This is a genomic window from Bowmanella denitrificans, from assembly GCF_039522935.1.
Lineage (GTDB): Bacteria > Pseudomonadota > Gammaproteobacteria > Enterobacterales > Alteromonadaceae > Bowmanella > Bowmanella denitrificans.
This window is the reverse complement of sequence record NZ_BAAAEI010000020.1, coordinates 44,265-68,804: the sequence shown is the minus strand read 5'-3', so window position 1 is coordinate 68,804 and position 24,540 is coordinate 44,265. Positions and strand designations below refer to the sequence as shown.

Sequence of the window (24,540 nt, the reverse complement as noted above, 5' to 3'; positions counted from 1 at the left end):
TTTGTCCACATGCTGGTGAAAAAGGCGGCGTGATTGGCCGGGCCGGACTTATCCACTAAATCTGTGGATAACTATGTTGATGAATCGGGAGGAAATGCCGTCAGGGCAGTAAAAATGCTGTCAAGGGGGCGACTTAAGAAATTAGGAATAAAATGAATTATTATATAAAAAACAATTGGTTAAGTAGTGGTTAGGTCGCTGATTGGACATCTTGGCGGATTTTTGGCCGGGTTGGTGTTGACCTTGTTAGTTGTTTTTTGTTGGGGAAAAAAAATTTACCAACAAATCAGGTGATTAAATCAGTGCATTAAGTTCAATGAAGATAGGTTCTTGACTTGTCACGATGTGCTGGATCTGTATTAAATAGAACGATCTGAATCATATTTCCATACAAAAGCGCAGCGCTTTGCCATGGCCTTCTCATGACCAGTCTTTTATCATGAGTCCTTTCCCACTCAATGAGCTATGCCGTGCAAGCCAGTGCTAAACCCGATCTGCTAAACAGTCCCATCGCCAGTACATTACGGCAGATGACAGTGCCGATGATTCTGGGCATGGTGATGCTGATGACCTTCGGGTTGGTGGATACCTTCTTCGTGAGTTTGTTGGGTACCGAAGAGCTGGCTGCGATTAGCTTTACCTTTCCGGTTACCTTCACCTTAATTAGCCTCAATATCGGTTTGGGGATTGGCACGTCTGCCACTATTGCACGGTATCTGGGCGCTGGCCAATCGCATCTGGCCAGGGAGTTTGGCACTGGTGCCTTGATGTTGTCATTTTTATTAGTGGGGCTGCTGGCGACAGCCGGTTTTTTAACTATCGATCCGGTTTTCAGAATGTTGGGGGCCACCGAATCACAGCTTGTACATATTCGTGACTATATGCATATCTGGTATGTGGCCGGCGTTTTTCTGGCGTTGCCTATGGTGGGAAACTCGGTACTACGAGCTGCAGGTGATACCAAAACACCCAGCATCGTGATGGCGGCAGGCGGCTTGATCAACGCTATTCTGGATCCGTTGTTGATCTTCGGGTTAGGCCCGATACCGGCCCTGGGCATCCAGGGCGCTGCGATTGCGACTATGGTGGCTTGGGCGGTGGGCTGTGGCTATATCCTGTATTTATTAGTAATCAAACGTGGTTTGGTACTTCCCAGACTGTTGACCTTTTCTGAATTCCGTATGACCAGCCGGGCTGTATTGAAAATCGGCTTACCAGCGGCGGGTGCCAACATGTTAACCCCAATTGCCAATGGTGTGCTCACTGCTATCGTCGCGACTTATGGGGCCGAGGCAGTGGCGACCTGGGGGGTTGGCAATAGGTTAGAATCCATTGCCTGCATCGTGGTGCTGGCGTTATCCATGAGCTTACCGCCTTTTATCAGCCAGAATTTTGGAGCCGGACGCATGGACAGGGTGCGAGACGGCTACATGTTGTGTATGCGCTTTGTGATGCTCTGGCAACTGGGGATTTTCCTGCTGTTGTGGTTGTGCTCACCATTGATTGCCATGGTGTTTGCTGAAGAGAAACAGGTGGCAGAGCTAATTCAGTTGTTTCTGATGATTGTGCCTTTAGGTTACGGTTTGCAGGGCATTATTATTCTGACCAATTCATCCTTTAACGCCATGCACAAGCCTATGAGTGCACTGCTGTTAAGTTTGTTGCGCTTATTCGTATTTTTTGTACCTATTTCTTACCTGGGCAGCCTGCTTTATCACCTGCCAGGTATGTTTGCGGCTGGGGTGCTGGCGAATTTGTTGACAGCCGCTTGCGCGTTTCTATGGTTCCGTAAGTTATTGGATGAAGAGTGTCAGTTGCAGCAAGCTCAGGAGGTAACGGGATGAGCAGGGGATTTGAACTTAAAGCCAGTTATCAACCCGCAGGTGACCAACCTAAAGCCATTGAAGCGCTGGTGGATGGCCTGGACAGCGGTCTGGCCTGCCAAACTTTACTGGGTGTCACGGGATCGGGCAAAACTTTTACCATGGCCAATGTGATACAGCAGGTGCAACGACCTACACTGATCCTCGCGCATAACAAAACACTGGCGGCCCAGTTGTATGGGGAGATGAAAGAGTTCTTTCCCAATAATGCGGTGGAGTATTTCGTTTCCTACTACGACTATTACCAGCCGGAAGCCTATGTGCCTACCACGGACACTTTTATCGAGAAGGACGCCTCCATCAACGACCATATCGAGCAGATGCGCTTGTCAGCCACTAAAGCCTTGATGGAGCGCCGTGATGTGGTAATCGTGTCCAGTGTGTCTGCCATTTATGGTTTAGGCGATCCCGAATCCTATATGAAGATGCTGCTGCATTTGCGCCAGGGGGATTTGATGGATCAACGGGATATTCTGCGTCGTCTCGCCGAATTGCAATACAGCCGTAATGACGTCAGCTTTGAACGCGGTACCTTTCGTGTGCGGGGCGATGTTATCGATATTTTCCCCGCCGATTCAGATCGTCAGGGTATCAGGGTGGAATTGTTCGATGAGGAAATTGAAAAAATCAGCCTGTTTGATCCACTTACCGGTGCCATCGAAAAATCTGTGGCCAGGGCCACGGTGTTTCCTAAAACCCATTATGTTACGCCCAGAGAAAAGATCCTCGATGCCATTGAACATATTAAAGTGGAGCTTAAAGAGCGCAGGGAACAGCTCAAAGGGGTAAACAAACTGATTGAAGAGCAGCGTATCGCCCAGCGCTGCCAGTTCGATATCGAAATGATGTTGGAGCTGGGTTATTGCTCGGGTATCGAAAACTACTCCCGCTATCTGTCCGGCCGTGCGCCGGGGGAACCACCACCGACCCTGATCGATTATTTTCCGGCCGATGGCCTGTTATTTATCGATGAGTCTCACGTCACGGTGTCGCAAATCGGTGCCATGTATAAAGGTGATCGCTCGCGCAAGGAAACCCTGGTTGAGTATGGCTTTCGGCTACCTTCAGCGCTGGATAACCGGCCCCTGAAGTTTGAGGAGTTTGAGCAACTGTCTCCCCAGACCATTTATGTGTCGGCCACACCTGGCAAGTACGAGCTGGAAAAATCAGCGGGGGATGTGGTGGAACAGGTGGTCAGACCGACAGGTTTGGTGGATCCCGAACTTGAGGTACGCCCGGTGACAACCCAGGTCGATGATTTGCTCTCCGAAGTGCACAAGCGTGTGGCCTTGGATGAGCGCGTGCTGGTGACGACCTTAACCAAGCGCATGGCCGAGGATCTCAGCGATTATCTGGATGAACATGGGGTTAAGGTGCGTTATCTGCACTCAGACATTGATACTGTGGAACGCATGGAAATCATCCGCGATCTGCGTCTGGGTAAATTTGATGTGTTGGTGGGCATTAACTTGCTGCGGGAAGGACTGGACATGCCGGAAGTGTCTCTGGTGGCGATACTGGATGCTGATAAAGAAGGCTTTTTGCGTTCTGACCGTTCATTAATTCAAACTATTGGCCGGGCCGCCCGTCACCCCAATGGTCGGGCAATTCTGTATGCCGATGTGATTACCGGTTCTATGCAGCGCGCCATGGAGGAAACCCAGCGGCGTCGTGAAAAACAGCAGGCCCATAACCTCGAACACGGCATCGTCCCGCAGCGTCTGCTCAAGCCTGTCACCGATGTGATGGACCTGGGGGAGCGCAGCCGGCGGGAGCGCCAGGCTAAGGTCGCGGAGAAAGGTAAGAAATATCAGGCCAAAACGCCGGATCAACTTCTGCATGACATCAATGAGCTGGAAAGCCGCATGTTTAAGCATGCCAGAGAGCTGGAGTTCGAGCAGGCCGCGGCCCTGCGCGATCAGGTGGAAGAGCTGCGGCGGCAATTGGTGGCATTGTCATAAAATCGCTGAACAACAGGAAAGCTCGGGGTAACGGCCAGGAAAATATACCTGCAACCGATAAAATGGGGTTTGCCAGTCTGGACCAAAGGGGTGTAGTATCTTTTAGCATACCTATAAGATCTGGACCCTTATGCTGAACAGACTGCAAGAATCCGATATCAAACTGCTGCGCGTGTTTTATGCGGTAGCGTCCTGTAATGGTTTCACCGCTGCTGAGCCTGTATTACGTATGCAGCGTCCCAATATCAGTGCGGCCATCAAGAAACTGGAAGAACGCCTGGATTTGGTTTTGTGTCACCGCGGTCGTGGTGGTTTTCAGATGACCAAAGAAGGTGAAGTGGTTTTTCAGGAAACAAAACGTATTTTTAATGCCTTTGATAACTTTGTGTTTAACCTTAAGAGTTTGCACGACGATTATTCCGGGCATATCACACTGGTGCTGATGTCCAGCCTGCCGCTGAATTTGTCACAAGCGGTGAGCCAGGCAGTTAAGAGCACCATGCAAAAGTTTGACGATATCCACTTTAATATCCAAACCCGCTTGTATAACGAAGTGGAACATGTGGCATTGTCTGGCGAATGCCATTTGGTGGTGTCCAGCTATGACATGGTTAAACCAGAGTCTTTGGTGTTTCATCCATTAGGTGTGGCCAGTATCGGTGGTTTATATTGTCACGAATCCCATCCTTTGGCGAAGTATCACGACAGTTTTCCGGATAAGGTGAGATTGGAAGATTATGCTTCGATTGGCATTACCGGTATGTCGTCATCCAATTACATTGGCGAAGACCAGCGCATGTCTATTCATACCTTTTCTGACTCCTATGAGTCCTGTCTGGCCGCCATCCTGACCGGTAACTATTTGGGGCTGTTGCCGCACTCACTGGCCAGTAATCACAAGGAGTTGGGTCTGGTGCAGGTAGGTGGTAAAGACTTCAGTTTTAAACATGAGTTCTTTGCCATTAATGGTAAAAACACCATTCTTAACCCTGTGCTGAAACACTGTATTCGCGAGTTGGCGTATTTCGCTACGAAGTCAGTGTAAACAAGACAAAAGGCCGCAAATGCGGCCTTTTGTCTGCCAGCTTATTCGTAGGGCAGTGGGTCCTGCACGCCATTTTCTGCAAAAGCTTCCAAACGCTCATTACAGGCGCCACATTTTCCGCAGGCTTTGTCGCGGCCGTTATAGCAAGTCCAGGTTTGACTGTAATCAAGCCCCATCGCCAGTCCGTCGGCCAGAATGTCGATTTTACTGTCATGCAGGTAAGGGCTGACAACCTCGACGGGCTCGTAGTTGGCAATCGCGCAGACATCGTTCATTTTCAGCACGAACTCAGGCCGGCAATCCGGGTAGATATTGTGGTCCCCCGAATGGGCACCATAGTACACCTTGCTGGCACCCAACGAGACCGCATAACCCACAGCCATCGACAGTAAAATCATATTGCGGTTGGGGACCACGGTGTTTTTCATATTTTCCGCCGCATAGTGGCCTTCGGCAACGTCGATATCACTGGTCAGGGAAGAGCCGCCCACCAGCTGATTAATGGCAGTGATATCCACTATCTTGTGCACTACGCCCAGGCTTTGGCAAACGCTGGCGGCATATTGCAGCTCTTTTTTGTGTCGCTGACCATAGTCAAACGACAGCGCATACAGCTCAAAACCCTGCCGATGTGCTTTATGCAGTACCGTAAAGGAATCCATACCGCCGGAAAAAATCACTACTACTTTTTGTGCCATCTGGCTGCCTTCTCTATAATCTGCCAACTTAGTACTAATCATATCAGTTTTGCCCCGACCGGCTCTATGTTCACAGACCGCCGGGGCAATTCATTCAACGCAGGATAGCCCCTTGAGCGACAGCCTTAAAATTAACGAAATGTTTGAAACTATTCAGGGGGAAGGCAGTTTTACCGGTGTGCCTTCTATTTTTATTCGCCTGCAGGGGTGTCCGGTGGGCTGTCCCTGGTGCGATACCAAGCATACCTGGGAGATTCTTCCTGAGCGTCGCCAAAGCGCACAACAGATATTGGTCAAAACCGAAGCGGACGATGGCTGGTTTGAGGGTTCCCCAGACAGTTTACTGGCCCTGTTCAGCCAACAAGGCTATCAGGCCAGGCATGTGGTGATTACCGGTGGTGAGCCAGCGATGTATGATTTAACACCGCTTACGACCGCTTTGATAGAAAAGGGGTATTCTGTACAGATAGAGACCAGCGGCACATTTACCATTCAGGTACATGATAAGACCTGGGTGACCTTGTCACCTAAGGTGAATATGAAAGGGGGCTATACCATTCTCGACCAAGCCCTGGCCCGTGCCGATGAAATTAAACACCCCATTGCCATGGAACGGCATATTGAAGAATTGGATGAATTGTTGGCCCGGCCCGCAGTGAATGCAAAAGCACTGATTTATCTGCAACCTATCAGTCAGCAGCAACGTGCGACCGAGCTGGCCGTTAGCACCTGTATTCGCCGTAACTGGCGATTGTCACTTCAAACCCACAAATATATCGGCATAGAATAAGCTGACAGCGTGACAGAAGAAGAAAATGATGCTTAAGACTAAACTGATATTGATGCTAGGCGGATTGTTGTTGGGCATATCTGTTCAGGCTGCCACCTGGAACATCGTTTATCCCCGTCCTATGTCGGAACAAGATGACCGTACCCGTTATCCGGTAGAGCTTCTGACCCTGGCCTTAGAGCATACCGGGGTCAACTTCAAGCTCAGCGCCAGCGACCGGATTATGCTGCAGGGCAAGGCCATCAACCAGCTCAAGTCCAGTCGCGAGATCAATGTATTGTGGAGTATGACCGACAATCAGCGGGAAGAAGATCTGCTGCCGATCCGAATTCCCATCTATAAAGGGCTGATTGGGTTGCGTCTGCCGCTTATGAAACCTGGTGGAAACAGTGATTTCTCGCCGGTAAAAGACCTTGAAAGCCTGCTGCACTTTAAGCCGATATCGGGGCGCGACTGGCCGGATACCAAGATTCTGCAGGCCAATGGTTTTGATGTTGTCACTGCAGAAGACTACGAAGAGCTTTTTGTGGCGTTGGAGCACAAAAGGGGCGATTTTCTGCCCAGATCGGTAGTTGAGATCTGGCACGAAATTGGGCTGTATCAGTCGCAGCATAGCTTCGATGTGGATGCCAATCTGGCACTCTACTACCCAACCGCCACCTACTTTTTTGTCAATCGTAAAAATGTTGTACTGGCGAGATTGATCGAAAGTGGACTGGAAAAAATTATCGCTAACGGCAAATTTGATGAGCTGTTTTTGTTTGAGCATCAGGCCATGTTGGACAATGCTAACCTGCCACAGCGACAGATATTGCGTTTAAACAACCCTATTCTGCCACCACTGACCCCGTTAGATCGCAACGAGCTGTGGTATCAGATTAAATAACACCGGAGCAGATTTTGTGCCGACCACCAGGGATGGTGGAAGTGACGAAAACGCAGGAGCAGTCTTTCGTCCCGTTCATCCATGAACATCGCCGTTCTTTCACATCCATGTGACCACGGCATACCGTTCATCCATGAACATAAAAGGCGCTGAAAGCGCCTTTTTTAAATCAGTTGAAACCGTCCTGGTGTTAACTGTCCATTCCCAGACTCATCTTGGCGTAATCCATCAGACGCTTAAACAGACCGCCTTCCTGAACCTCCTGCAGAGTCACCAGTGGATATTGAGCGACGTCTTCGCCGTCCAGTTGCAGATACAGGGTACCTACCACTTCACCTTTGGCCAGTGGGGCCTCCAGCTTTTTGTTAAGTTCAAAATTAGCCTGCAGGTTCTTGCGTTGACCACGTGGAATGGTGATGGGGGTATCTTCAATAATGCCCAGATCCACTGTGTCTTTGTCACCCATAAAGATTTTGTGCGCAACAAAACTTTCGCCAGCCTTGTATGGCACCACAGTTTCAAAGAAACGGAAGCCGTATTTAAGTAACTTGCGGTTTTCTTCCTTGCGGGTGCGTTCACTGTCTGTACCCATTACCACAGAAATCAGGCGCATATCGTCCTGGGTGGCAGAGGTAATCAGGCTATAGCCTGCTTCATTGGTATGGCCGGTTTTAATGCCGTCAACATTAAGGCTCTTGTCCCACAATAAGCCATTACGGTTGTATTGTTTGATACCGTTATATTCAAACTCTTTGACTGAATAAACGGAGTAAACTTGGGGTACGTCTCTGATCAACGCGGCAGACAGAATGGCCATATCGCGGGGAGAAGTGTAATGATCCGCATCATCCAGACCATGGCTGTTCATAAAGTGGGTAGCGGTCATCCCCAGTTTCTCGGCATAGCTGTTCATCATGCTGGCAAATGCTTCTTCACTGCCGGCAATATGTTCGGCCATGGCTACGCAGGCATCATTTCCAGATTGCACGATAATACCGTGAATAAGGTCTGATACTTTGACCTGTTTCCCTACCTCGATAAACATCTTCGATGACTCGGGAAAATTTTTAGCCCAGGCATTTTGCGAAATCGTGACCATGTCATCCATTTTAATGGCGCCGCTTTTCAGCTCCATGCCGATAACATAGGCCGTCATAATTTTGGTCAGGCTGGCGGGTGCCAAGCGCATGTCGGCATTGGTTTCACCTATGATTTTGCCAGTGCGAAAATCCATTAGCACATATCCTTTGGCTGCGACCTCTGGGGGACTTGGGATAACGACGGCTGCCTGAGATAGAGCGCTAAAAATAAGGAGAGCGAAGCTGACGAGCAAGGTCGTCGGAGAAAGTCTGGTTTTATGCATTACCTGTCCACTTTATTATCTGTCATAGTCTGCTGACTGCCGATAAGGTGATAACCAATCTGCTATTCAACAGATTGGCGATTAACAACCACAGCCGGGCAACAATATAACATTAATCCACATGAATGTGCCGCCCAGTTGGCGAGTTTTAGAGTGCAATTATCCTAAAAAGTGCCCTGAACTTTTAGAGCGTGTTGACCTTTAGAATATAGATTTTGTGCAAATCCAGCCCCTTCTGGTCTCGACGCCGGGCTGCAGGCCTAGTGTGGAGCCAACAATGGGTAGGCTTTCTCATAGCCATTACGTTTAAGTTGCTCAGATACCTGCCTGGCGTGTGTTTCGTCATTCAGCGGGCCAAGCCGCAAACGGAAAATACCATTATCCTGAGGAATGTGGCTGGGTAACTGATATAAGTTTTCCAGGCCTTTGGCTAATTGCTCAGCACGTTGGCCATCTGACAATGCTGCGACCTGTACAAACCAGGATTGCGGCATATTGCTAACTGGCTGCAGTGGTGGAAGTTGAGGTTCACCGGCAATCAGTATGGTGCCATCCGGCTCAACATGAATCGCGTCCAGTTTTACCCTGGCGGTACCGGTTTTGAGCATGTCCAGTTTCATCGCGGCGGCATAAGACAAGTCAATAATTCGACCACCATGAAAAGGCCCCCGATCGTTGACTCTGACAATTACCTCTTTGTTATTGGCCATATTGGTCACTCGCACAAAGGAGGGCAATGGCAGAGTTTTATGCGCGGCCGTCATGGCGTACATGTCATAGATTTCCCCGTTTGAGGTAAGGTGGCCATGAAATTTTTGGCCATACCAGGAGGCATCACCCTCCTGCTGGAAATCTTTGGCGCTGGTCATAGGTGTGTAGTGGCGACCAAACACCTGATAGGGGGCATTACCACCCCTGCTAAAGTCTTCGTATGCTGGAATGGCATCTTCAAGAGAGATCTGCGAGGGCAGGCGCTTGGGGGCTGAATCATGTCGTTGGCTGTAGCGACCACTATTGAGGGTACAACCAGCCATTAATATCAGCAACAGGGTCGTGGCCAGAAGCTTAATATTGTTATTGTTTATAAACATAATACCTGGCGTTAATATGTGTTAAACATTTACATAAGGATACAGCCGACTGCCCCGTTAGCGAGACAGCAGCCGTCGCTGCGTACCTATTGCCATCAGCATGCCAAAACCAGCTAACAATGTCACCATGGAGGTGCCTCCGTAGCTGACCAGTGGCAGGGGGACGCCTACTACAGGCAAAATACCTGACACCATACCCATATTAACAAACACATAGACAAAAAACGTTAACGTCAGACTGCCCGCCAGCAACTTACTGTAGGCTTCCTGAGCGCGGGTGGCAATGAGCATACCCCGTACAATAATAAAACAATACAACACCAACAGCAGCAGGATGCCGGTGAAACCAAACTCTTCACTAAACACAGCAAATATAAAGTCAGTATGGCGCTCGGGTAAAAACTCCAGTTGCGACTGCGTGCCATGTAACCAGCCCTTGCCGGAAAAGCCGCCTGAGCCAATGGCAATCTTGGACTGGATGATATGATAACCAGAGCCCAAAGGATCGGACTCAGGATTTAGAAACGTCAGCACTCTTTGTTTCTGGTAATCCTTCATCAGGAAGAACCACATCACCGGGGCAAAAGCTGAACCCAGTATTGCCACACTGCCAATTAACTTCCAGCTCATGCCAGCCAGAAACAATACAAATAAACCCGAACTGGCGATTAATAATGATGTACCCAGGTCTGGTTGTTTGGCAATAAGCAAGGTGGGCGCTACCAGGAGCAGGAAGCCGCCGATAATATGCAACAACCTGGGTGGCAGGTTAAAACGACTGATGTACCAGGCCATCATCATCGGCACGGCCAGTTTCATAATTTCCGACGGCTGAAAACGCATAAAACCGAGATCCAGCCAGCGCTGCGCGCCTTTCCCTACGGTTCCCATCACCAGTACTGCTACCAGCATCAGTATGCCAACCACATAGAAATGTACCGACAGGCGCCGGTAAGCCAATGGCGGAACTTGTGCTACGGCTAACATCACGGTTAATGCCAGGGCCAGGCGAATCAACTGGCGTTCGATCAGATCCCAGTCACGCCCACCGGCGCTGTAGATAACAAACAGGCCGACTCCCATGAGGGTGAGCAAACCCAATAGCAACGGCAGGTCAATATGCATCTTCTGCCAGATGCTGCGTTTATTGGGGTCTAATTTACTGCGCAGCATAAGACTCCACCGGCTGGTTCTCAAAAAAATAATCCATCACTTTACGGGCGATGGGGGCCGCCTGTGAACTGCCTCCACCGGCGTTTTCCATGGCCACGGTCACGACGATCTGAGGGTTGTCATAAGGTGCATAGCCGATATACATGGCGTTATCGCGATGGTGCTCAGCGATTTTCTCTGCATCGTATTCTTCGTCCTCGGCGATGCTGATAACCTGAGCGGTACCGGTTTTACCTGCCGAAATATATTTGGTGTCTTTAAATGCTTTGCGCGCCGTACCGTGCTCCCGGTTAACCGTGCCGTACATGGCATCCAACACCACATCCCAGTTCTGCGGGTGTTTAAGTACCAGCGGCGACAACTCTCTGGGGGCATTTAACTGCATTTCACCATCCACGTAACGGCCGCGCATTAACTGAGGCACATAGCGGGTACCGTGATTGACCAGCACGGTGACTGACTTAGCCAGTTGCAGCGGTGTGGTGGTCCAGTAACTCTGGCCTATACCGACAGAGATAGTGTCGCCTATATACCAGGGCTGATTATGTTTCGCGCGTTTCCAGCCGCGGCTGGGCATATTGCCGTCAGATTCTTCGTAAAGGTCAATCCCGGTATAATCACCAAAGCCAAACTTCACCATCATTTCGCTGATACTGTCGATACCCAGCCGGTAGGCCAAATCATAAAAAAAGGTATCACAGGATACTTCGATAGACTTGGTGACATCTACCCAACCATGCCCCCATTTTTTCCAGTCCCGCCAGGGGCGTTCCACATTTTTAAGGCGATAAGTGCCACGGTCAAACATACGGGTTTGCGGAGTAATTACTTCTTCGTCTAAACCCAGTAAGGCCAGATGCGGCTTAACCGTGGACGCTGGCGGATACTGGCCTTGCGTGGCCCGGTTAATCAGCGGTCTGTCTGGCGACTGCAATAAGCGGCGGTAATCTTTGCTGCTGATGCCATGCACAAACAGGTTCGGGTCATAACTGGGATTGCTATACAGAGCCAGCACAGCCCCGTTGTTGGGGTCGATAACCACCACCGAGCCCCGGTAGCCCTGCATCAGCCCCTGGATCACCCGTTGCAGTTTGACATCCACATTCAGGATAATATCTTCGCCCGGGGTCGGAGGCTGAAATTCCAATGTGCGGATAATACGGCCCTGGTTATTAACCTCCACTTCCTGATAACCCACCTGGCCATGCAGACGGTCCTCATGAAACTTCTCCACTCCTTGTTTGCCGATGTTGTAGGTGGCGGCGTAGTTATCTTCCTGGCCCGCCTCCACCAGTTTTTGCAGGTCTTTTTTATTGATTTTGGCCACATAGCCCAGCATATGCGTGAGGGTTTCGCCATAGGGATAATAGCGGGTCAGGCGCGCTTCCACCGAGACGCCGGGATATTTATGCTGGTTGGCGGAAAACTGCGCAACCTCTTCGTGACTGAGGCGGGTTTTAAGGGCAACGGGTTTAAAACGCCGCTGGCTTTTCAATTCCTGGCGAAAATCTTCCAGGTCCTCATCGGATATCTGCAACAAGGCAGCCAATTCAGACAGGGTCTGATCTAAATCTTCCACTTGTTCCGGGACCACTTCCAGTGTGAAAGAAGGACGGTTTTCTGCCAATAATTCGCCGTTTCTGTCATAGATGAGGCCGCGATTGGGAGCCACCGGCAATACCTTAATGCGGTTGCCATTGGAGCGGGTCTGGTAATCCTGAAAGCGGGTTACCTGCAGGTAATATAAGTTGCTTATCAGCACGCACAACAAGCCGACAATGCCCAATAGGGTAATGACGGTGCGCCGAGCGAACAAGTTGGCTTCGGCGCTGTGGTCCCGGATTGTAATGCGTTTTGGTGGCATCAGTTACAACTTCTTCACACCTCACTCCCTATGATAGGGGTGATTATTATTTAACGACCAGGCCCGGTAAAGGCTCTCTGCGAGCAGGATGCGAACCAGTGGATGCGGTAGAGTCAAGGCTGACAGTGACCATTTTTGCGAAGAAGCGGCGATACATTGTGGCGCCAGGCCTTCTGGACCGCCGATCAGCAGGCTGACATCCCGCCCGTCCATCTGCCAGCGCTGCATTTGTTTGGCAAGCTGCGGGGTGTCCCAGGGTTTACCTGTGACTTCCAGGGTAACGATATGGTTACCTTTACCCACTGCTGCCAGCATTTGCTCGCCTTCTTTGTGCAAAATGCGTTGGATATCGGCATTTTTACCCCGCTTACCTGCGGGGATTTCCACCAATTGCAATGGCATATCGGTGCTGAATCGCCTGGCATATTCGTTGTAGCCGCTATCCACCCAATCCGGCATTTTCGTCCCTACAGCAATGAGTTGTAGTCGCACAATCAGCCCCAGAGTTTTTCCAACTGATAAAAATCCCGGGTTTCGTCCTGCATCACATGCAGAATAATTTCACCGAAGTCGACCAGTACCCATTCTCCGCTATCCTGTCCCTCAATGCTCAGAGGTGTAATTCCTGCCAGCTTGGCTTCTGTTACAACCTTCTCGGCAATAGACACCACATGGCGCTTGGAATTGCCTGAGCATACCAACATGGTATCGGTAATGCTGGATTTGTCGCTGACATCCAGATCCACAATGTCACGTCCTTTTAAATCCTCAATCTTGTCAATGACAAACTGTTTGAGTTGTTCGTGTTGCAAAGGTTCTCCTCGATACGATATTAAAAATCAATTGACCGTTCAGTCAGCCAAAGGGCGCGCATTCTAGCATGGGCGACCTGATGCGGGCGTTTTTTTGCATCCCTGATACAACTGATGTTGCTGAATATAGGCCAGAACGCAGGCGGGTAACAATGACGGTGTGTTTCCTTGCATCAGTGCCTGGCGCACCTGGCTGGAAGATTGACTGATTATACTGGTGTCGGCCAGCAGAATGTGGCCGCATGGCTGACGCTTTAGATGTTCAGGGTCTTGAGTTTGATGCCTGGCGAGCAATGCCTGAATATCCAGATTAAAGTCTTCCTCACAATTACCGCGCCGGCATACCAGCAAATGGCAAAGGCTCATCAGTTCCTGCCATTGAAACCAGGTATTCAGGTTTTTCAGAGAATCCATACCAAGGATAAAAATAATCGGCCGATGTGAATCCTGCTCGCGGCACTGGCGCAGGGTTTCGACCGTATAGGACGGCCTGTGCTGTCTGAGCTCGCGGTCATCTACCTCGAACAAGGGCCATTCCTGGCAAACCCGCTGCAGCATGGCCAGTCTGTGGGCCGGGCTGGCGTGTGGACCGGCTTTGTGCGGCGGGATATGGCAGGGCAGTAGATACACTTTATCCAGGTCGGCTTGTCGGGCGGCTTCTGTGACCACCTGTAAATGTCCCAGATGCACCGGGTCGAAGGTGCCACCAAACAGAGTCAGCGGCGCTGTCACAGATACTCCAGAGGCAGGCCGGTCAGTGGCATGGGAATAAACAGCAGACATAGATGGCAAAGCTCAACATAAGGGCGGGCAATAGCGGATTGTTTTAGTGCCTGGTCAAGGCTGGCCAGTTTGCCCTGCATCTGTGCCAGGTGTTGATGGTCAAGGCGCTGCAGGGCTTGCTGGTAAAGCCCCTGCTTATTACTCCAGATTTTATACTTGGCCCACAGCCCACTGAGATTCTGCCCTTGACTGCGGGCAAATTGCAGCGCGGCCAGGGTTTGCCATTCCCGTACCAGCGCCCATAGTATGATTGTTGGTTCAACCCCTTCATTTTCCAGGCGATACAGCATTTTCACCGCTTTTTGCCCGTCACCGGCCAACAGTACGTCAACCAGTTGAAAAACATTAAAGCGTGACTGGTCAACCAAAGCCTGCTCTGCCTGAGCTATGCTCAGTTGTCCCTTAGGATAGAGCAGGGCCAGTTTCTCGATTTCCTGCCTGGCGGCGAGCAGATTGCCCTCGCAATAATCGCTAAGCAGCCTGACCAAGTCCGGGCTTGAACTCAGGCCACTGCGTCTTAAGCGGTCATTCACCCAACCTTGCAGTTGTTTGCCTTCCAGAGGATAACAAGGAATATAAGCGCCCCGTTTATCCAGGGTTTTAAACCATTTGCTGTTTTGCACATCTTTACCGATACGCGGCCCATGCAGCACTAACAGCACATCGGGGTTGGCCTGTTCGGCCATTCCTTGTAATACCTTGGCGCCTTCCACTCCGGGTTTACCTGTTGGCAGCTCAAGTTCTATCAACTGACGGCTGGCAAATAATGACAGACTCTGACTGGCTTCCAGCAACTGATTCCAGTTGAAGCTGTTTTCAGCCACTAATGAGGTGCGTTCATCAAAACCTTGTTGGCGGGCAAATTGGCGGATTTGCTCCAGGCATTCGAGCTTCTGTTGGGGCTCGTCACCAAAAATCAGGTAGCAACCAGCCAGGCCTTTGCTCAGGGCATCCTCTAGTCTGTTTGGATAAATCTGCATCACAGAGGGGTTTGTGACAGTTGACCCAACTGGCGGATAATACGATCAGCTGCCTGCTTTCGCATTTCATCCAAAATCAGGTTCATTTCCCTGGATTTGGCCAGCACGGCATTAGGATCGTCCTGATATTCACGGCTCAAATCGAATGAATACAACCTGGCTTCCTGTCCGGGTAATTTTACCTCAAAGGTCACCTGGTAATTCAGTTCATATTCTGCCACCTGGCCCGTGGAAAACAGCGACAACAGGCTGCGGTCCATTTTCTCAGGATGCAGGTATAGAATGGTGGCCTGTTCCTCGGGGGTATCTAACAGCGCCACCTTATGGCTTTTCAGCCTGTCCCGCAGTGTGCGGGACAAAGGAGCATGGATGTTGTCACTGCTGACATATACGTTGTTGATGCTGTCGCCCAGGGCACCCGCGCCGCGCAGATGAAATCCGCAGGCGCTTAGCAGCAGAGTCGCGATGACTAACAGGCTCAGATGACGCATCAGTTGGCCACTATGTTTAGCAGTTTGCCCGGCACATAGATCACCTTGCGCAGGGTTTTACCTTCGGTGTGCTGGCACACGTTATCCTGCTGCAATGCCAGGGCTTGTACCTGCTCCTGGCTGGCATCGGCGGCCACCGTCAACTTTGCCCGTACTTTGCCGTTGACTTGCACAACAATGAGTTTTTCCTCTTCCACCAGGGCTGATTCATCTACCTGTGGCCAGGGGCTGTACTCAATGTCCTGCTTGCCTAATTGCTGCCATAAACTGTGGCAGATATGTGGCGTAATGGGGTTAAGCAGTGCCAGGATCACTTCAATACCTTCACGCACCACGGCTTTGCCCTGATCGTCTGCCTGTTCGGCTTTTTGCAGGTGATTGAGCAATTCCATCACTGCAGCAATGGCCGTATTAAAGGTCTGGCGACGGCCAATATCGTCGGACACCTTGGCAATGGTTTTGTGAATTTCGCGGCGCAGGGCTTTTTGGTCGCCGCTCAATGCAGCTTTGTCCAGAGTGACAACGTCACCCAGGAGCAAATGGTCCTGCACCAGTTTCCACAAGCGCTTCAAGAAGCGGTTTGCTCCCTCAACACCGGATTCTACCCACTCCAGGGTTTGCTCCGGCGGCGCAGCGAACATGGTAAACAAACGAATGGTATCGGCACCGTACAGGTCAATGACTTCCTGCGGGTTAATACCGTTGTTCTTGGACTTGGACATTTTGGTCATGCCGCCATGGATAACTTCCTGACCATCACTGCGCAGCACCGCACGCACCACACGGCCTTTGTCATCTTTTTCCACCTCTACATCGGCAGGGGAAAACCAGGTTTTGGCACCTTTGGCATCTTCACGATAGAAGGAGTCGGCCAGTACCATACCCTGACACAACAGACGCTTAAAAGGCTCGTCTGACTGCACCAGACCTTCATCACGAAGCAGCTTGTGGAAAAAGCGCGAGTACAATAAATGCAAAATGGCGTGCTCGATACCCCCGACATACTGGTCGACCGGCAGCCAGTAGTTGGCTTCATCAGGATTCAGCATGCCTTGGTTAAACTGCGCGGAGCAGTAACGGGCATAGTACCAGGAGGATTCCATAAAGGTATCAAAAGTATCGGTTTCCCGTTCTGCGCTTTGGCCCTGATAGGTGGTTTTACGCCATTCCAGGTCCGCCTTAATCGGGGACGTGACACCGTTCATCACCACATCTTCGGGTAATCGTACGGGCAGCTCTTCGGCTGGGACCGGCACTGACTGACCATTTGCCAGATTCAACATAGGGATAGGCGCGCCCCAGTAACGCTGACGGGACACACCCCAATCGCGCAGACGGTAATTAACCCGGCGCTGCCCCTTACCCTCTGCTGCAAGCTGGTCAGCAATGGCGTCAAAAGCCTGCTCTGAAGTTAAGCCGTCGAATTGACCGGAATTCACTAACTGGCCTTTTTCGGTGTAAGCGGCGTTGCTTAAATCAACAATGGTGTCATCGGTGGCAGCAATAACCTGCTTGATGGCCAGGCCATATTTAGTGGCAAACTCCCAGTCGCGCTGATCATGACCGGGTACCGCCATGACTGCACCGGAGCCGTAATCCATCAACACAAAGTTGGCGACCCACACCGGTACGTCTTCACCACTGATGGGGTGAATGGCGGTGATGCCGGTGGCGCAGCCTTTTTTCTCCATGGTGGCCATATCGGCTTCGGCCACCTTAGTGTTTTTGCATTCTTCGATAAAGGCTGCCAATTGCGCATTGTGCTTAGCTGCTTCCAGGGCCAGCGGGTGCTGAGCTGCCAGCGCCACATAGGTCACGCCCATCAGGGTGTCCGGACGGGTGGTGTAAATGTCGAATTCCTGCTCGCTGTCTTTGACCTTGAAGGTCATTTCAATGCCTTCGGAGCGACCAATCCAGTTACGCTGCATGGCCTTTACCTGATCCGGCCAGCTTTCCAGCTTGTCCAGGTCACTCAGCAATTGTTCGGCATAGTCGGTGATCTTGATAAACCACTGCGGAATTTCTTTTTGTTCCACCAGTGCACCAGATCGCCAGCCGCGACCGTCGATCACCTGTTCGTTGGCCAATACGGTCTGATCGATGGGATCCCAGTTAACCGTGGCATTTTTCTTATACACCAGGCCTTTTTCGTACAAGCGGGTAAAGAACCATTGTTCCCAGCGATAGTAGTCGGGCTGACAGGTGGCCAGTTCACGATCCCAGTCATAGCCGAAACCCAGCGATTTCAACTGGTTTTTCATGTAGTCGATATTGGCGTAGGTCCATTTAGCCGGGGCGGTTTTGTTGTCAATGGCGGCATTTTCCGCTGGCAGACCAAAGGCATCCCAACCCATAGGTTGCATGACATTTTTGCCCTGCATGCGCTGGAAGCGGCTGATCACATCGCCGATGGTGTAGTTGCGTACATGCCCCATATGCAGTCTGCCGCTGGGGTAGGGGAACATGGAAAGGCAGTAGAACTTTTCTTTGTCGTTATCTGGCAGCGCCTTGAACAGGCCACTGTCCTGCCAGTACTGCTGGGCGTCTTTTTCTATCTGCTGAGGATTATACTGTCTTTCCATCAATGTCGGGTTCCGGGCTAACTAAAGGTGATAAAAGGATTAGCGCCATAGAATACTTCACCGGAGCAGTCTGGAACAATAGTGCATGGCACATTTGCTGCCAGCTATACTGGTAAATACTGGATTGTAGAACGAGAGAGGCAACCAAGATGGCTAAAAGTGACGCCCGCTACAGCAAACTACTGGAGCAGATTTCCGACTGGATAAGGCATTCTGTTGAACAGGATGTGATCAGTCTTATGCAGGTGCAAGATAAAGCCCGGGCATACTTGCAGGCCGCCGGAGACCTGAGCCGTGAAGAAATACGTTTGCTGGAAAACACCCTGAGCCGGGATCTGGAAACCTTTGCACACCATTGGCAGCAAGATGCTGCTGCCTCGCCATGGTGGCAGGCGACCAAAGATAAACTCTGGTCATTGCTGGCGGATGCCTCAGATAAAAGCGGCCTGGCGATGCAGGAATCATGGCGGGATATTCAGCATCAGGGTATCTATCATGCCGGTGAATTAGTGGCATTGGGGGAACTGGAATGCACGCAATGCCATCACCGCCATCAAGTGACACATGTTGAACGTATTCTGCCTTGTCTGGAGTGCGGCCACAGCCGTTTTTCCAGGGTGTTAGACACGTCCTCTCAATAAACATTGCTGCCGGTAAAGCCCTTAAACAGGGTCATAAAAATGATGCGCAGGTCAAAACCGACCGACCAGCGGTGGATGTAATCCAGATCATATTCCACCCGCTTGATCATTTTGTTGATCGTCTCGGTTTCACCCCGAAAGCCGTTGATTTGGGCCCAGCCGGTTATACCTGGTCGTACTTTATGTCTGAGCATGTAACCTTCGATGAGTTTACGATACTCCTCATTATGGGCCACTGCATGGGGGCGTGGTCCAACGATGGACATACGTCCCTGCAACACATTAATAAACTGCGGCAGCTCATCCAGTGAAGTGCGACGGAGAAAGGCACCAAGTGGGGTGATTCTGCTGTCGTTGCGGCTGGCTTGCTTTACCTTATTGCCATTGTCCTGACAGGACATGGAACGAAATTTGTAGACTAAAATGGGCTTGCCGCCCAGACCGTAACGAACCTGCTTAAAAATAGCCGGACCCGGGGAAGTGAGCTTGACAGCCAACGCAATCACCAGCATCGGTACTGCAATCAGGGTCAGAATCAAGCTGGACAACAGGATATCTTCAATACGTTTGAGGGCATTGTTGGCGCCTTCAAACGGTGTATCGAAAATGCTTAGGGTTTGAATGGACCCAACATTCTGCCAGCGGGCATTGAGCAAGTTATAAATAAAGAAATTAGGAATAATGTAAACATTGGCGGTGGTATCGCTGCAGCGACCAAGCAAGTCCATAATACGCTGTTCAGCGCTCATGGGCATGGCAATGTAGACATAATCCACCTTACGCGATTTAGCCAGCGCGATACCTTCATCTATAGTGCCACAAATCAGTTCCCGAAGTTCGTACGGCAGGCGTTGTTTTTCCCTGTCGTCAAAGAAACCTTCAAAGCGAATACCCAGTTCGTCGTGTTGGCCCAACTGTTTGACCAGATTGTAAGACAGTTGGTTGGCCCCCAGCACTATAGCGCTGCGGCTGTTGTGGCCGTGCCGTCGATAACGGGACAGCACCAGCCGAAACACCATGCGCCAGCTTGTCAGCACTGGCAGGCCTGCGAACAACCAGAACAGCACGGCCTGTTTGCTAACTGACTGCGCCGGTGCAAACAAAAATAAGCTGCAAATGGTCAGCAGGCTGGTTAGCAGCCAGGCCCAGCAGACGGCTTTGAGCATTAGTGAAGTTGCATAGGTGCGCCAGGAGCGATAAATATCCAAGGCTTCAGCACAAATCATATAGATAATCAGGCCAACCAGTAATAATGCGGCATTGAAACTGTTGACGGGGAGCTGCATAACAAGCAGTACAATCAGGTAGACCAGGCTAATAAGAAACATATCCGTTAATCTGTAGGCCGTCGCAAAGCCATTTTGATAAGACTGGATAACGCCTTTATCTGCCAATGATGCTGTTACATGTTCTGTCATTTTACCTTCTCCTTGACCCGATGGTGATACTGCTCAAGCAGACACTGTCGCGAACTTGCGACAACCGGATAATACCCCTGCAACGCAGTCTAACTGGGCGATGTAAAGGTTTTACATCGCACACTAAGACCCGGTGTCGTTAATCATTTAGTCGCTACGCCTTATTTCGTCCCCCAAAGGGGACAAAAATCAGCCAGATTTCCTATTGAATTCTTTGCTGTTCGACGGGAAATCAACGCCATCTCTCGCCCGCCGGGCCTGTGTCTTGCTGCTCTATACGGCATAGAGCAATGCCTATACCAACTGGACAGTTGTTACTGGCATGTAACTGGCATAGGTCAGTCGCAAGCCCTAAGGACAAAGACTAAAGGGGGAAACCTGATGCAATCAGCAGATCAAAATGCAGTGTGGCGGAGTATCTACTTTCTGTTGTGCCTGATGCTGTTCACTCTGTCGGCAATGGGGGAGGAAAAGCCGCCCATGGAGATGGGGCAATACCAACTGGATTCAGGTGATGTGATTCAGATTACGGTGTTTGGCCAGGCCGATCTGTCCCTGCGTCGTCGCCTTGGCGAAACGGGGGTGATCCATTACCCCTTTCTGGGTGATCTGCATGTGGCTGGATTGACCGCCAGGCAACTGGAATCGCAAATTTATCAGGGACTGAAAGGGGATTACCTGGTTTCACCCTCGGTTTCTGTGTCCATTGAAGACTATCGACCGTTCTTTATTGACGGCGAAGTTAAACGACCAGGTGGCTATCCATTTCAGCCAGGTCTGACCGTGGATAAGGCGGCGGCCCTGGCCGGCGGCTATACCGAACGGGCATCTCGCAACAAGATTCAAATTTTGCGCAGTGATGCGCAAGGCCAGCATCACCTGGATGGGCAACCTCAAAGCCGCGTTTTTCCAGGTGACATTATTACCGTCGAACAGCGCTTTTTCTAATCAGGATGGAATCGTCTATGTGTTACAAACAAACCGCAGGAATGCTTTATGTCCAGGGATGACCGGGGGCAATTACAGGCCAGTTTGCTGGAACCCGGCAGACTGGATTTTACGCAGCATATTCAAACCTTAAGTCGTTGCAAGTGGCAGATTCTGGCATTTGCAGTATTGGGGGCCGGCGTGATGGCTGTTCTGATGCTGTTTGTGACGCCAAGTTACAAAGCCTCCGCCACCCTGATGATTGAAGCCCAGGAAAATAAGGTACTGTCCATTGAAGAAGTCTATGGCGTGGACTTTAGCCGTAAGGAATATTTTCAGACTCAGCATGAAGTATTGCGCTCCCGGCATATTGCTGAACGGGTGGTGGCGCAGCTTGGGCTGGCCAGCCACCCCTTGTTCGACCCGTTGCAGCAACCCGCCAGCCTGATCCCTGTTGGGCGCTGGCTAAGCGAGTTGCGGCAATGGCTTAAGCTGCAGTTACCGGGTTTGCCATCCGCACCTGCAGGCCCTGCAGGCGTTTCAATCGACAGCGAAAAACAGCAGCAAATAAACAAGAAAGTCGTGGATAACTTTCGTGCCAACCTCAGTATTACCCCGGTTAAAAACACCCAGATGGTGATTATTTCTTACGAGAGTCCTTCGCCTCAACTGTCGGCGCAGATCGCTAACAAGGTGGCGGAGGTCTATATAGAAAACTATCTGCAAGCCAAGCTGGATATGACGAGTAAGGCCACGACCTGGCTGAATGACAGCCTGGCCGGTCTGAAAACTAAGCTTAGCGCGGCCGAGAAGCGCTTAGCTGAATTTTATGAGCAGGAAAAACTGGTTGATCTGGACGGCGTCGTGGGACTGGCCGCCGAAGCGCTGCAGGAACTCAGTGAACAACTGTTACAAGCACAAAATCGCCTGGCACAAAGCCGCGCTATCTACCAGCAGGTTAACCTGCAAAGCAGTGATATGCAGGGCCTGACCAGCCTGCCGGAAGTGCTGAATCACCCGTCCATTCAAAATGTGCGCAGGGCGGAAATCGAAGCCGAGCGTAAGGTATCCGATCTGAGCAAAGTGTTTGGTCCTAAGCACCCACGCATGGTATCTGCTCAGGCAGAGCTTGAGTCGGTAAAGAAAAACTTTTTCAATCAGGTGAGGGCGTTGGTCTCAGGGATCAACATGGAATACCAGTCTGTGCAGTCCAGAGTGGCAGAACTGGAAACTTCGGTTGAGCAGGCAAAACAGGATTACCGACGCCTGACCGCTCTTGAAACCCGCCATAAGGCACTGCAGCGTGAAGTGGATATCAATCAGCAACTTTACAATGCATTTTTCACCCGTTTAAAAGAAACCAGTGAACTGGAAGGCTTTGAAAGTGCGAATGCCCGGGTATTGGATGAAGCCCTGCCACCTTCCAACCCAAGTAAACCCAGCAAACTATTGATGGTACTGGCCGCTTTACTTGTATCTGCTGGGTTTGCCGGACTTACTGCCATAGTCGCCGATGCACTATACAGCGGCATCCGCTCTGTTGGAGATGCTGAGCGCAAACTGGGCTATCGGGTATTGGGCGTGATCCCCAAGCAGAAAAAGCCCCGTCGCAAGGATCTGCCCTTGCGGCATTATTTTGCGCCTGATCAGGCCTTGTTTGCTGAAGCATTTCGTACCCTGCGCACGAATCTGATGATGTTGACAGTGGAACACGAGCAACGTACCTGGATGGTCACATCCAGTCTGCCAGGTGAAGGAAAAACCATGACGTCCATCAATCTTGCCTTTGCCATGGGGCAACTGGGCAGAACGTTACTGGTGGACACTGATTTGCGTCGCAGCAGCCTGGCCGATCAATTTGGTCTGCCGAACTTCCAGCCTGGTTTGGCCAACATCATGTCCGGCACGCATAAATTGGACGAATGCCTGGTGCAGATTCCGGATGCTGATATTCATTTGCTGGCCGCCGGGACTCCACCTGCAAATCCTCAGGAGCTACTGGCCTCAGAACGATTCCGCCAGATGATGCGCAAACTCAAAGATCATTACCAGTTCATTATTCTCGACACCGCACCGGCCCTGGCGGTCAGTGATGCCTTGGTGGCATCACGACAATGTAATGCCCTGGTTTATGTGGTGAAGGCCGAAGCGGCGGCTGATAAGCAAATCAAGGCCGGGCTGAGTCGTTTTATGCAAAGCGGCTGCCGGGTAGATGGCGTGATACTGAATCAGCTTGACGTTAAGCGGGCTAAAAAGGTGGACGGTTATCAAACCGCGTATGAGCAATATGGTTACGGCGCATAGGTCTATGTGAACCGCGTTGTCGCTGACCATTGACACATAAACAGGAGTGCAGCCATGAGACTGGAAGACGTGACCTTTACCCAGGTTGGGGGACTGAAGACAGCCTGTATTACCCGTGCAGAGCTGGTGGATGTCATTGCCAGGCGCATCACGGCATATCGCTGGCGCCAGCGGTTGGCGGATGAATTGGCACCTATGCTGATTTTTGACTCGAATGGACAGGGAATTTCCATCGCCAACAGTAATCCCAATTTTATGGCGATTCTGCGCCAGGCTGACCTGATTCATGCTGACGGGCAAAGCGTGGTGAATTTCTCCCGTTTGTTTGCCGATCATGAGATCCCCGAGCGTTCTGCTACCACCGACACAATTCACGATATTCCGACTTTCCACCATGGCCCGTTGCGGCACTTTTTATTGGGCGGACATAAACGAGTAGTCGAAGAATGTGCAAAGCGCCTACAAACGCGCTATGCCAACTTCTGTGTGGCCGGGACTCATGACGGGTACTTCTCACTAAAACAGGAAAAGCAAGTATTAGCCGAAATTAACCGGGTACAGCCTGATGTGTTGTGGGTTGGGCTGGGCAAGCCTAAGGAGCAGGCGTTTTGTACCCGCAACAAGCTCTGGTTGCATGTGCCGGTGATTATCACCTGTGGTGGTTGTTTTAACTATGTCACCGGCGACTATAAACGGGCCCCCCAGGTGATGCAGCAACTGGGACTGGAATGGCTGCATCGGGCGTTGAGTGAACCGCGCAAGCTGTTGTGGCGCTACCTGACCACCAGTCCCCATGCTATTTATTGTGCGTACAAACACCGCATCCGACGCTGGGCTGGGGAGTAAAA

The 24,540-nt window shown here is 50.9% G+C and carries 21 protein-coding genes; 9 read left to right on the top strand and 12 right to left on the bottom strand.

Going from position 1 to position 24,540, the window contains the following annotated elements:
* Positions 1–458 precede the first annotated feature (458 nt).
* The 3 genes from ABD028_RS15715 (at position 459) to ABD028_RS15705 (ending at position 4,889) form a co-directional block, all read left to right on the top strand.
* Positions 459–1,844, top strand: coding sequence for an MATE family efflux transporter (locus tag ABD028_RS15715; protein WP_343846166.1), 1,386 nt, complete (start codon positions 459–461; stop codon positions 1,842–1,844).
* Positions 1,841–3,844 (top strand): excinuclease ABC subunit UvrB, encoded by a 2,004-nt coding sequence (gene uvrB, locus ABD028_RS15710; protein WP_102796707.1) that lies wholly within the window; start codon positions 1,841–1,843, stop codon positions 3,842–3,844. The genes ABD028_RS15715 and uvrB overlap by 4 nt, the downstream gene beginning before the upstream one ends.
* A 130-nt stretch (positions 3,845–3,974) precedes the next feature.
* On the top strand, positions 3,975–4,889 hold the full coding sequence (locus ABD028_RS15705; protein WP_102796708.1) for a LysR family transcriptional regulator: 915 nt from the start codon (positions 3,975–3,977) through the stop codon (positions 4,887–4,889).
* A gap of 41 nt (positions 4,890–4,930) precedes the next feature.
* Here the strand turns inward: ABD028_RS15705 and queC are convergent, their stop codons facing one another.
* The gene (queC, locus tag ABD028_RS15700; protein WP_102796709.1) at positions 4,931–5,587 is read right to left on the bottom strand and encodes a 7-cyano-7-deazaguanine synthase QueC; all 657 of its coding nucleotides are present in this window, start codon (positions 5,585–5,587) and stop codon (positions 4,931–4,933) included.
* Positions 5,588–5,726: 139 nt separating this feature from the next.
* Between queC and queE the strand changes: the two genes are divergently transcribed.
* Both queE and ABD028_RS15690 read left to right on the top strand, forming a co-directional pair.
* Positions 5,727–6,377 carry a 7-carboxy-7-deazaguanine synthase QueE gene (gene queE / locus ABD028_RS15695; protein WP_102796827.1) on the top strand — a complete coding sequence of 217 codons (651 nt, stop codon included), beginning with the start codon at positions 5,727–5,729 and terminating at the stop codon, positions 6,375–6,377.
* Between the two features lie 25 nt (positions 6,378–6,402).
* Positions 6,403–7,263, top strand: coding sequence for an amino acid ABC transporter substrate-binding protein (locus tag ABD028_RS15690; RefSeq protein ID WP_343846164.1), 861 nt, complete (start codon positions 6,403–6,405; stop codon positions 7,261–7,263).
* Positions 7,264–7,453: 190 nt separating this feature from the next.
* Here ABD028_RS15690 and ABD028_RS15685 read toward each other — a convergent pair whose 3' ends face one another.
* From ABD028_RS15685 to leuS, 10 genes are all read right to left on the bottom strand, one after another.
* On the bottom strand, positions 7,454–8,626 hold the full coding sequence (locus ABD028_RS15685) for a serine hydrolase (protein WP_102796710.1): 1,173 nt from the start codon (positions 8,624–8,626) through the stop codon (positions 7,454–7,456).
* Positions 8,627–8,886: 260 nt separating this feature from the next.
* Positions 8,887–9,717: a septal ring lytic transglycosylase RlpA family protein gene (locus tag ABD028_RS15680; protein WP_343846163.1), complete on the bottom strand. Its 831-nt coding sequence runs from the start codon at positions 9,715–9,717 to the stop codon at positions 8,887–8,889.
* 57 nt (positions 9,718–9,774) lie between these two features.
* Entirely contained in the window at positions 9,775–10,890 is a 1,116-nt protein-coding gene (gene rodA / locus ABD028_RS15675) for a rod shape-determining protein RodA (protein ID WP_343846161.1), read from the bottom strand.
* Complete coding sequence (gene mrdA / locus ABD028_RS15670) at positions 10,877–12,754, bottom strand: penicillin-binding protein 2 (RefSeq protein ID WP_343846159.1); 1,878 nt, start codon at positions 12,752–12,754, stop codon at positions 10,877–10,879. The genes rodA and mrdA overlap by 14 nt, the downstream gene beginning before the upstream one ends.
* A gap of 21 nt (positions 12,755–12,775) precedes the next feature.
* Complete coding sequence (gene rlmH / locus ABD028_RS15665) at positions 12,776–13,246, bottom strand: 23S rRNA (pseudouridine(1915)-N(3))-methyltransferase RlmH (RefSeq protein ID WP_343846157.1); 471 nt, start codon at positions 13,244–13,246, stop codon at positions 12,776–12,778.
* Between the two features lie 2 nt (positions 13,247–13,248).
* Positions 13,249–13,566, bottom strand: a complete 318-nt coding sequence (gene rsfS, locus ABD028_RS15660) for a ribosome silencing factor (protein WP_102796715.1) — start codon at positions 13,564–13,566, stop codon at positions 13,249–13,251.
* 63 nt (positions 13,567–13,629) lie between these two features.
* A complete protein-coding gene (nadD, locus tag ABD028_RS15655) occupies positions 13,630–14,298 on the bottom strand; it encodes a nicotinate-nucleotide adenylyltransferase (RefSeq protein ID WP_343846155.1) in 669 nt (222 codons plus the stop codon).
* Positions 14,295–15,329, bottom strand: coding sequence for a DNA polymerase III subunit delta (gene holA, locus ABD028_RS15650; protein WP_343846335.1), 1,035 nt, complete (start codon positions 15,327–15,329; stop codon positions 14,295–14,297). Before holA ends, nadD begins: the two co-directional genes overlap by 4 nt.
* Positions 15,329–15,820, bottom strand: coding sequence for an LPS-assembly lipoprotein LptE (locus ABD028_RS15645; protein WP_343846153.1), 492 nt, complete (start codon positions 15,818–15,820; stop codon positions 15,329–15,331). Before ABD028_RS15645 ends, holA begins: the two co-directional genes overlap by 1 nt.
* A complete protein-coding gene (leuS, locus tag ABD028_RS15640; RefSeq protein WP_343846152.1) occupies positions 15,820–18,405 on the bottom strand; it encodes a leucine--tRNA ligase in 2,586 nt (861 codons plus the stop codon). Before leuS ends, ABD028_RS15645 begins: the two co-directional genes overlap by 1 nt.
* Positions 18,406–18,551: 146 nt before the next feature.
* Here leuS and ABD028_RS15635 point away from each other — a divergent pair, with 146 nt between their 5' ends.
* The gene (locus tag ABD028_RS15635) at positions 18,552–19,043 is read left to right on the top strand and encodes a zinc ribbon-containing protein (protein WP_102796720.1); all 492 of its coding nucleotides are present in this window, start codon (positions 18,552–18,554) and stop codon (positions 19,041–19,043) included.
* Here ABD028_RS15635 and ABD028_RS15630 read toward each other — a convergent pair.
* Complete coding sequence (locus ABD028_RS15630; RefSeq protein ID WP_343846150.1) at positions 19,037–20,461, bottom strand: undecaprenyl-phosphate glucose phosphotransferase; 1,425 nt, start codon at positions 20,459–20,461, stop codon at positions 19,037–19,039. The two genes, ABD028_RS15635 and ABD028_RS15630, sit on opposite strands and share 7 nt — an antisense overlap.
* A 381-nt stretch (positions 20,462–20,842) precedes the next feature.
* Between ABD028_RS15630 and ABD028_RS15625 the strand changes: the two genes are divergently transcribed.
* The 3 genes from ABD028_RS15625 to ABD028_RS15615 are packed head-to-tail and all read left to right on the top strand — an operon-like array spanning position 20,843 to position 24,538.
* A complete protein-coding gene (locus ABD028_RS15625) occupies positions 20,843–21,409 on the top strand; it encodes a polysaccharide biosynthesis/export family protein (RefSeq protein ID WP_425542121.1) in 567 nt (188 codons plus the stop codon).
* Between the two features lie 48 nt (positions 21,410–21,457).
* Positions 21,458–23,692, top strand: coding sequence for a GumC family protein (locus tag ABD028_RS15620; RefSeq protein WP_343846148.1), 2,235 nt, complete (start codon positions 21,458–21,460; stop codon positions 23,690–23,692).
* A 54-nt stretch (positions 23,693–23,746) separates the two neighbouring features.
* The gene (locus ABD028_RS15615) at positions 23,747–24,538 is read left to right on the top strand and encodes a WecB/TagA/CpsF family glycosyltransferase (protein ID WP_343846146.1); all 792 of its coding nucleotides are present in this window, start codon (positions 23,747–23,749) and stop codon (positions 24,536–24,538) included.
* Positions 24,539–24,540 lie beyond the last annotated feature (2 nt).

Excerpts from the sequence above, each read along its gene's own strand:
- ABD028_RS15645 (WP_343846153.1), bottom strand. The coding sequence starts at position 15,820 with ATGCGTCATCTGAGCCTGTTAGTCATCGCGACTCTGCTGCTAAGCGCC.
- ABD028_RS15630 (WP_343846150.1), bottom strand. The coding sequence starts at position 20,461 with ATGACAGAACATGTAACAGCATCATTGGCAGATAAAGGCGTTATCCAG.
- holA (WP_343846335.1), bottom strand. The coding sequence starts at position 15,329 with ATGCAGATTTATCCAAACAGACTAGAGGATGCCCTGAGCAAAGGCCTG.
- ABD028_RS15615 (WP_343846146.1), top strand. The coding sequence starts at position 23,747 with ATGAGACTGGAAGACGTGACCTTTACCCAGGTTGGGGGACTGAAGACA.
- ABD028_RS15685 (WP_102796710.1), bottom strand. The coding sequence starts at position 8,626 with ATGCATAAAACCAGACTTTCTCCGACGACCTTGCTCGTCAGCTTCGCT.
- queE (WP_102796827.1), top strand. The coding sequence starts at position 5,727 with ATGTTTGAAACTATTCAGGGGGAAGGCAGTTTTACCGGTGTGCCTTCT.
- ABD028_RS15620 (WP_343846148.1), top strand. The coding sequence starts at position 21,458 with ATGTCCAGGGATGACCGGGGGCAATTACAGGCCAGTTTGCTGGAACCC.
- ABD028_RS15625 (WP_425542121.1), top strand. The coding sequence starts at position 20,843 with ATGCAATCAGCAGATCAAAATGCAGTGTGGCGGAGTATCTACTTTCTG.
- ABD028_RS15715 (WP_343846166.1), top strand. The coding sequence starts at position 459 with ATGAGCTATGCCGTGCAAGCCAGTGCTAAACCCGATCTGCTAAACAGT.
- ABD028_RS15690 (WP_343846164.1), top strand. The coding sequence starts at position 6,403 with ATGATGCTTAAGACTAAACTGATATTGATGCTAGGCGGATTGTTGTTG.
- ABD028_RS15635 (WP_102796720.1), top strand. The coding sequence starts at position 18,552 with ATGGCTAAAAGTGACGCCCGCTACAGCAAACTACTGGAGCAGATTTCC.
- ABD028_RS15680 (WP_343846163.1), bottom strand. The coding sequence starts at position 9,717 with ATGTTTATAAACAATAACAATATTAAGCTTCTGGCCACGACCCTGTTG.
- mrdA (WP_343846159.1), bottom strand. The coding sequence starts at position 12,754 with ATGCCACCAAAACGCATTACAATCCGGGACCACAGCGCCGAAGCCAAC.
- rodA (WP_343846161.1), bottom strand. The coding sequence starts at position 10,890 with ATGCTGCGCAGTAAATTAGACCCCAATAAACGCAGCATCTGGCAGAAG.
- ABD028_RS15705 (WP_102796708.1), top strand. The coding sequence starts at position 3,975 with ATGCTGAACAGACTGCAAGAATCCGATATCAAACTGCTGCGCGTGTTT.
- queC (WP_102796709.1), bottom strand. The coding sequence starts at position 5,587 with ATGGCACAAAAAGTAGTAGTGATTTTTTCCGGCGGTATGGATTCCTTT.
- uvrB (WP_102796707.1), top strand. The coding sequence starts at position 1,841 with ATGAGCAGGGGATTTGAACTTAAAGCCAGTTATCAACCCGCAGGTGAC.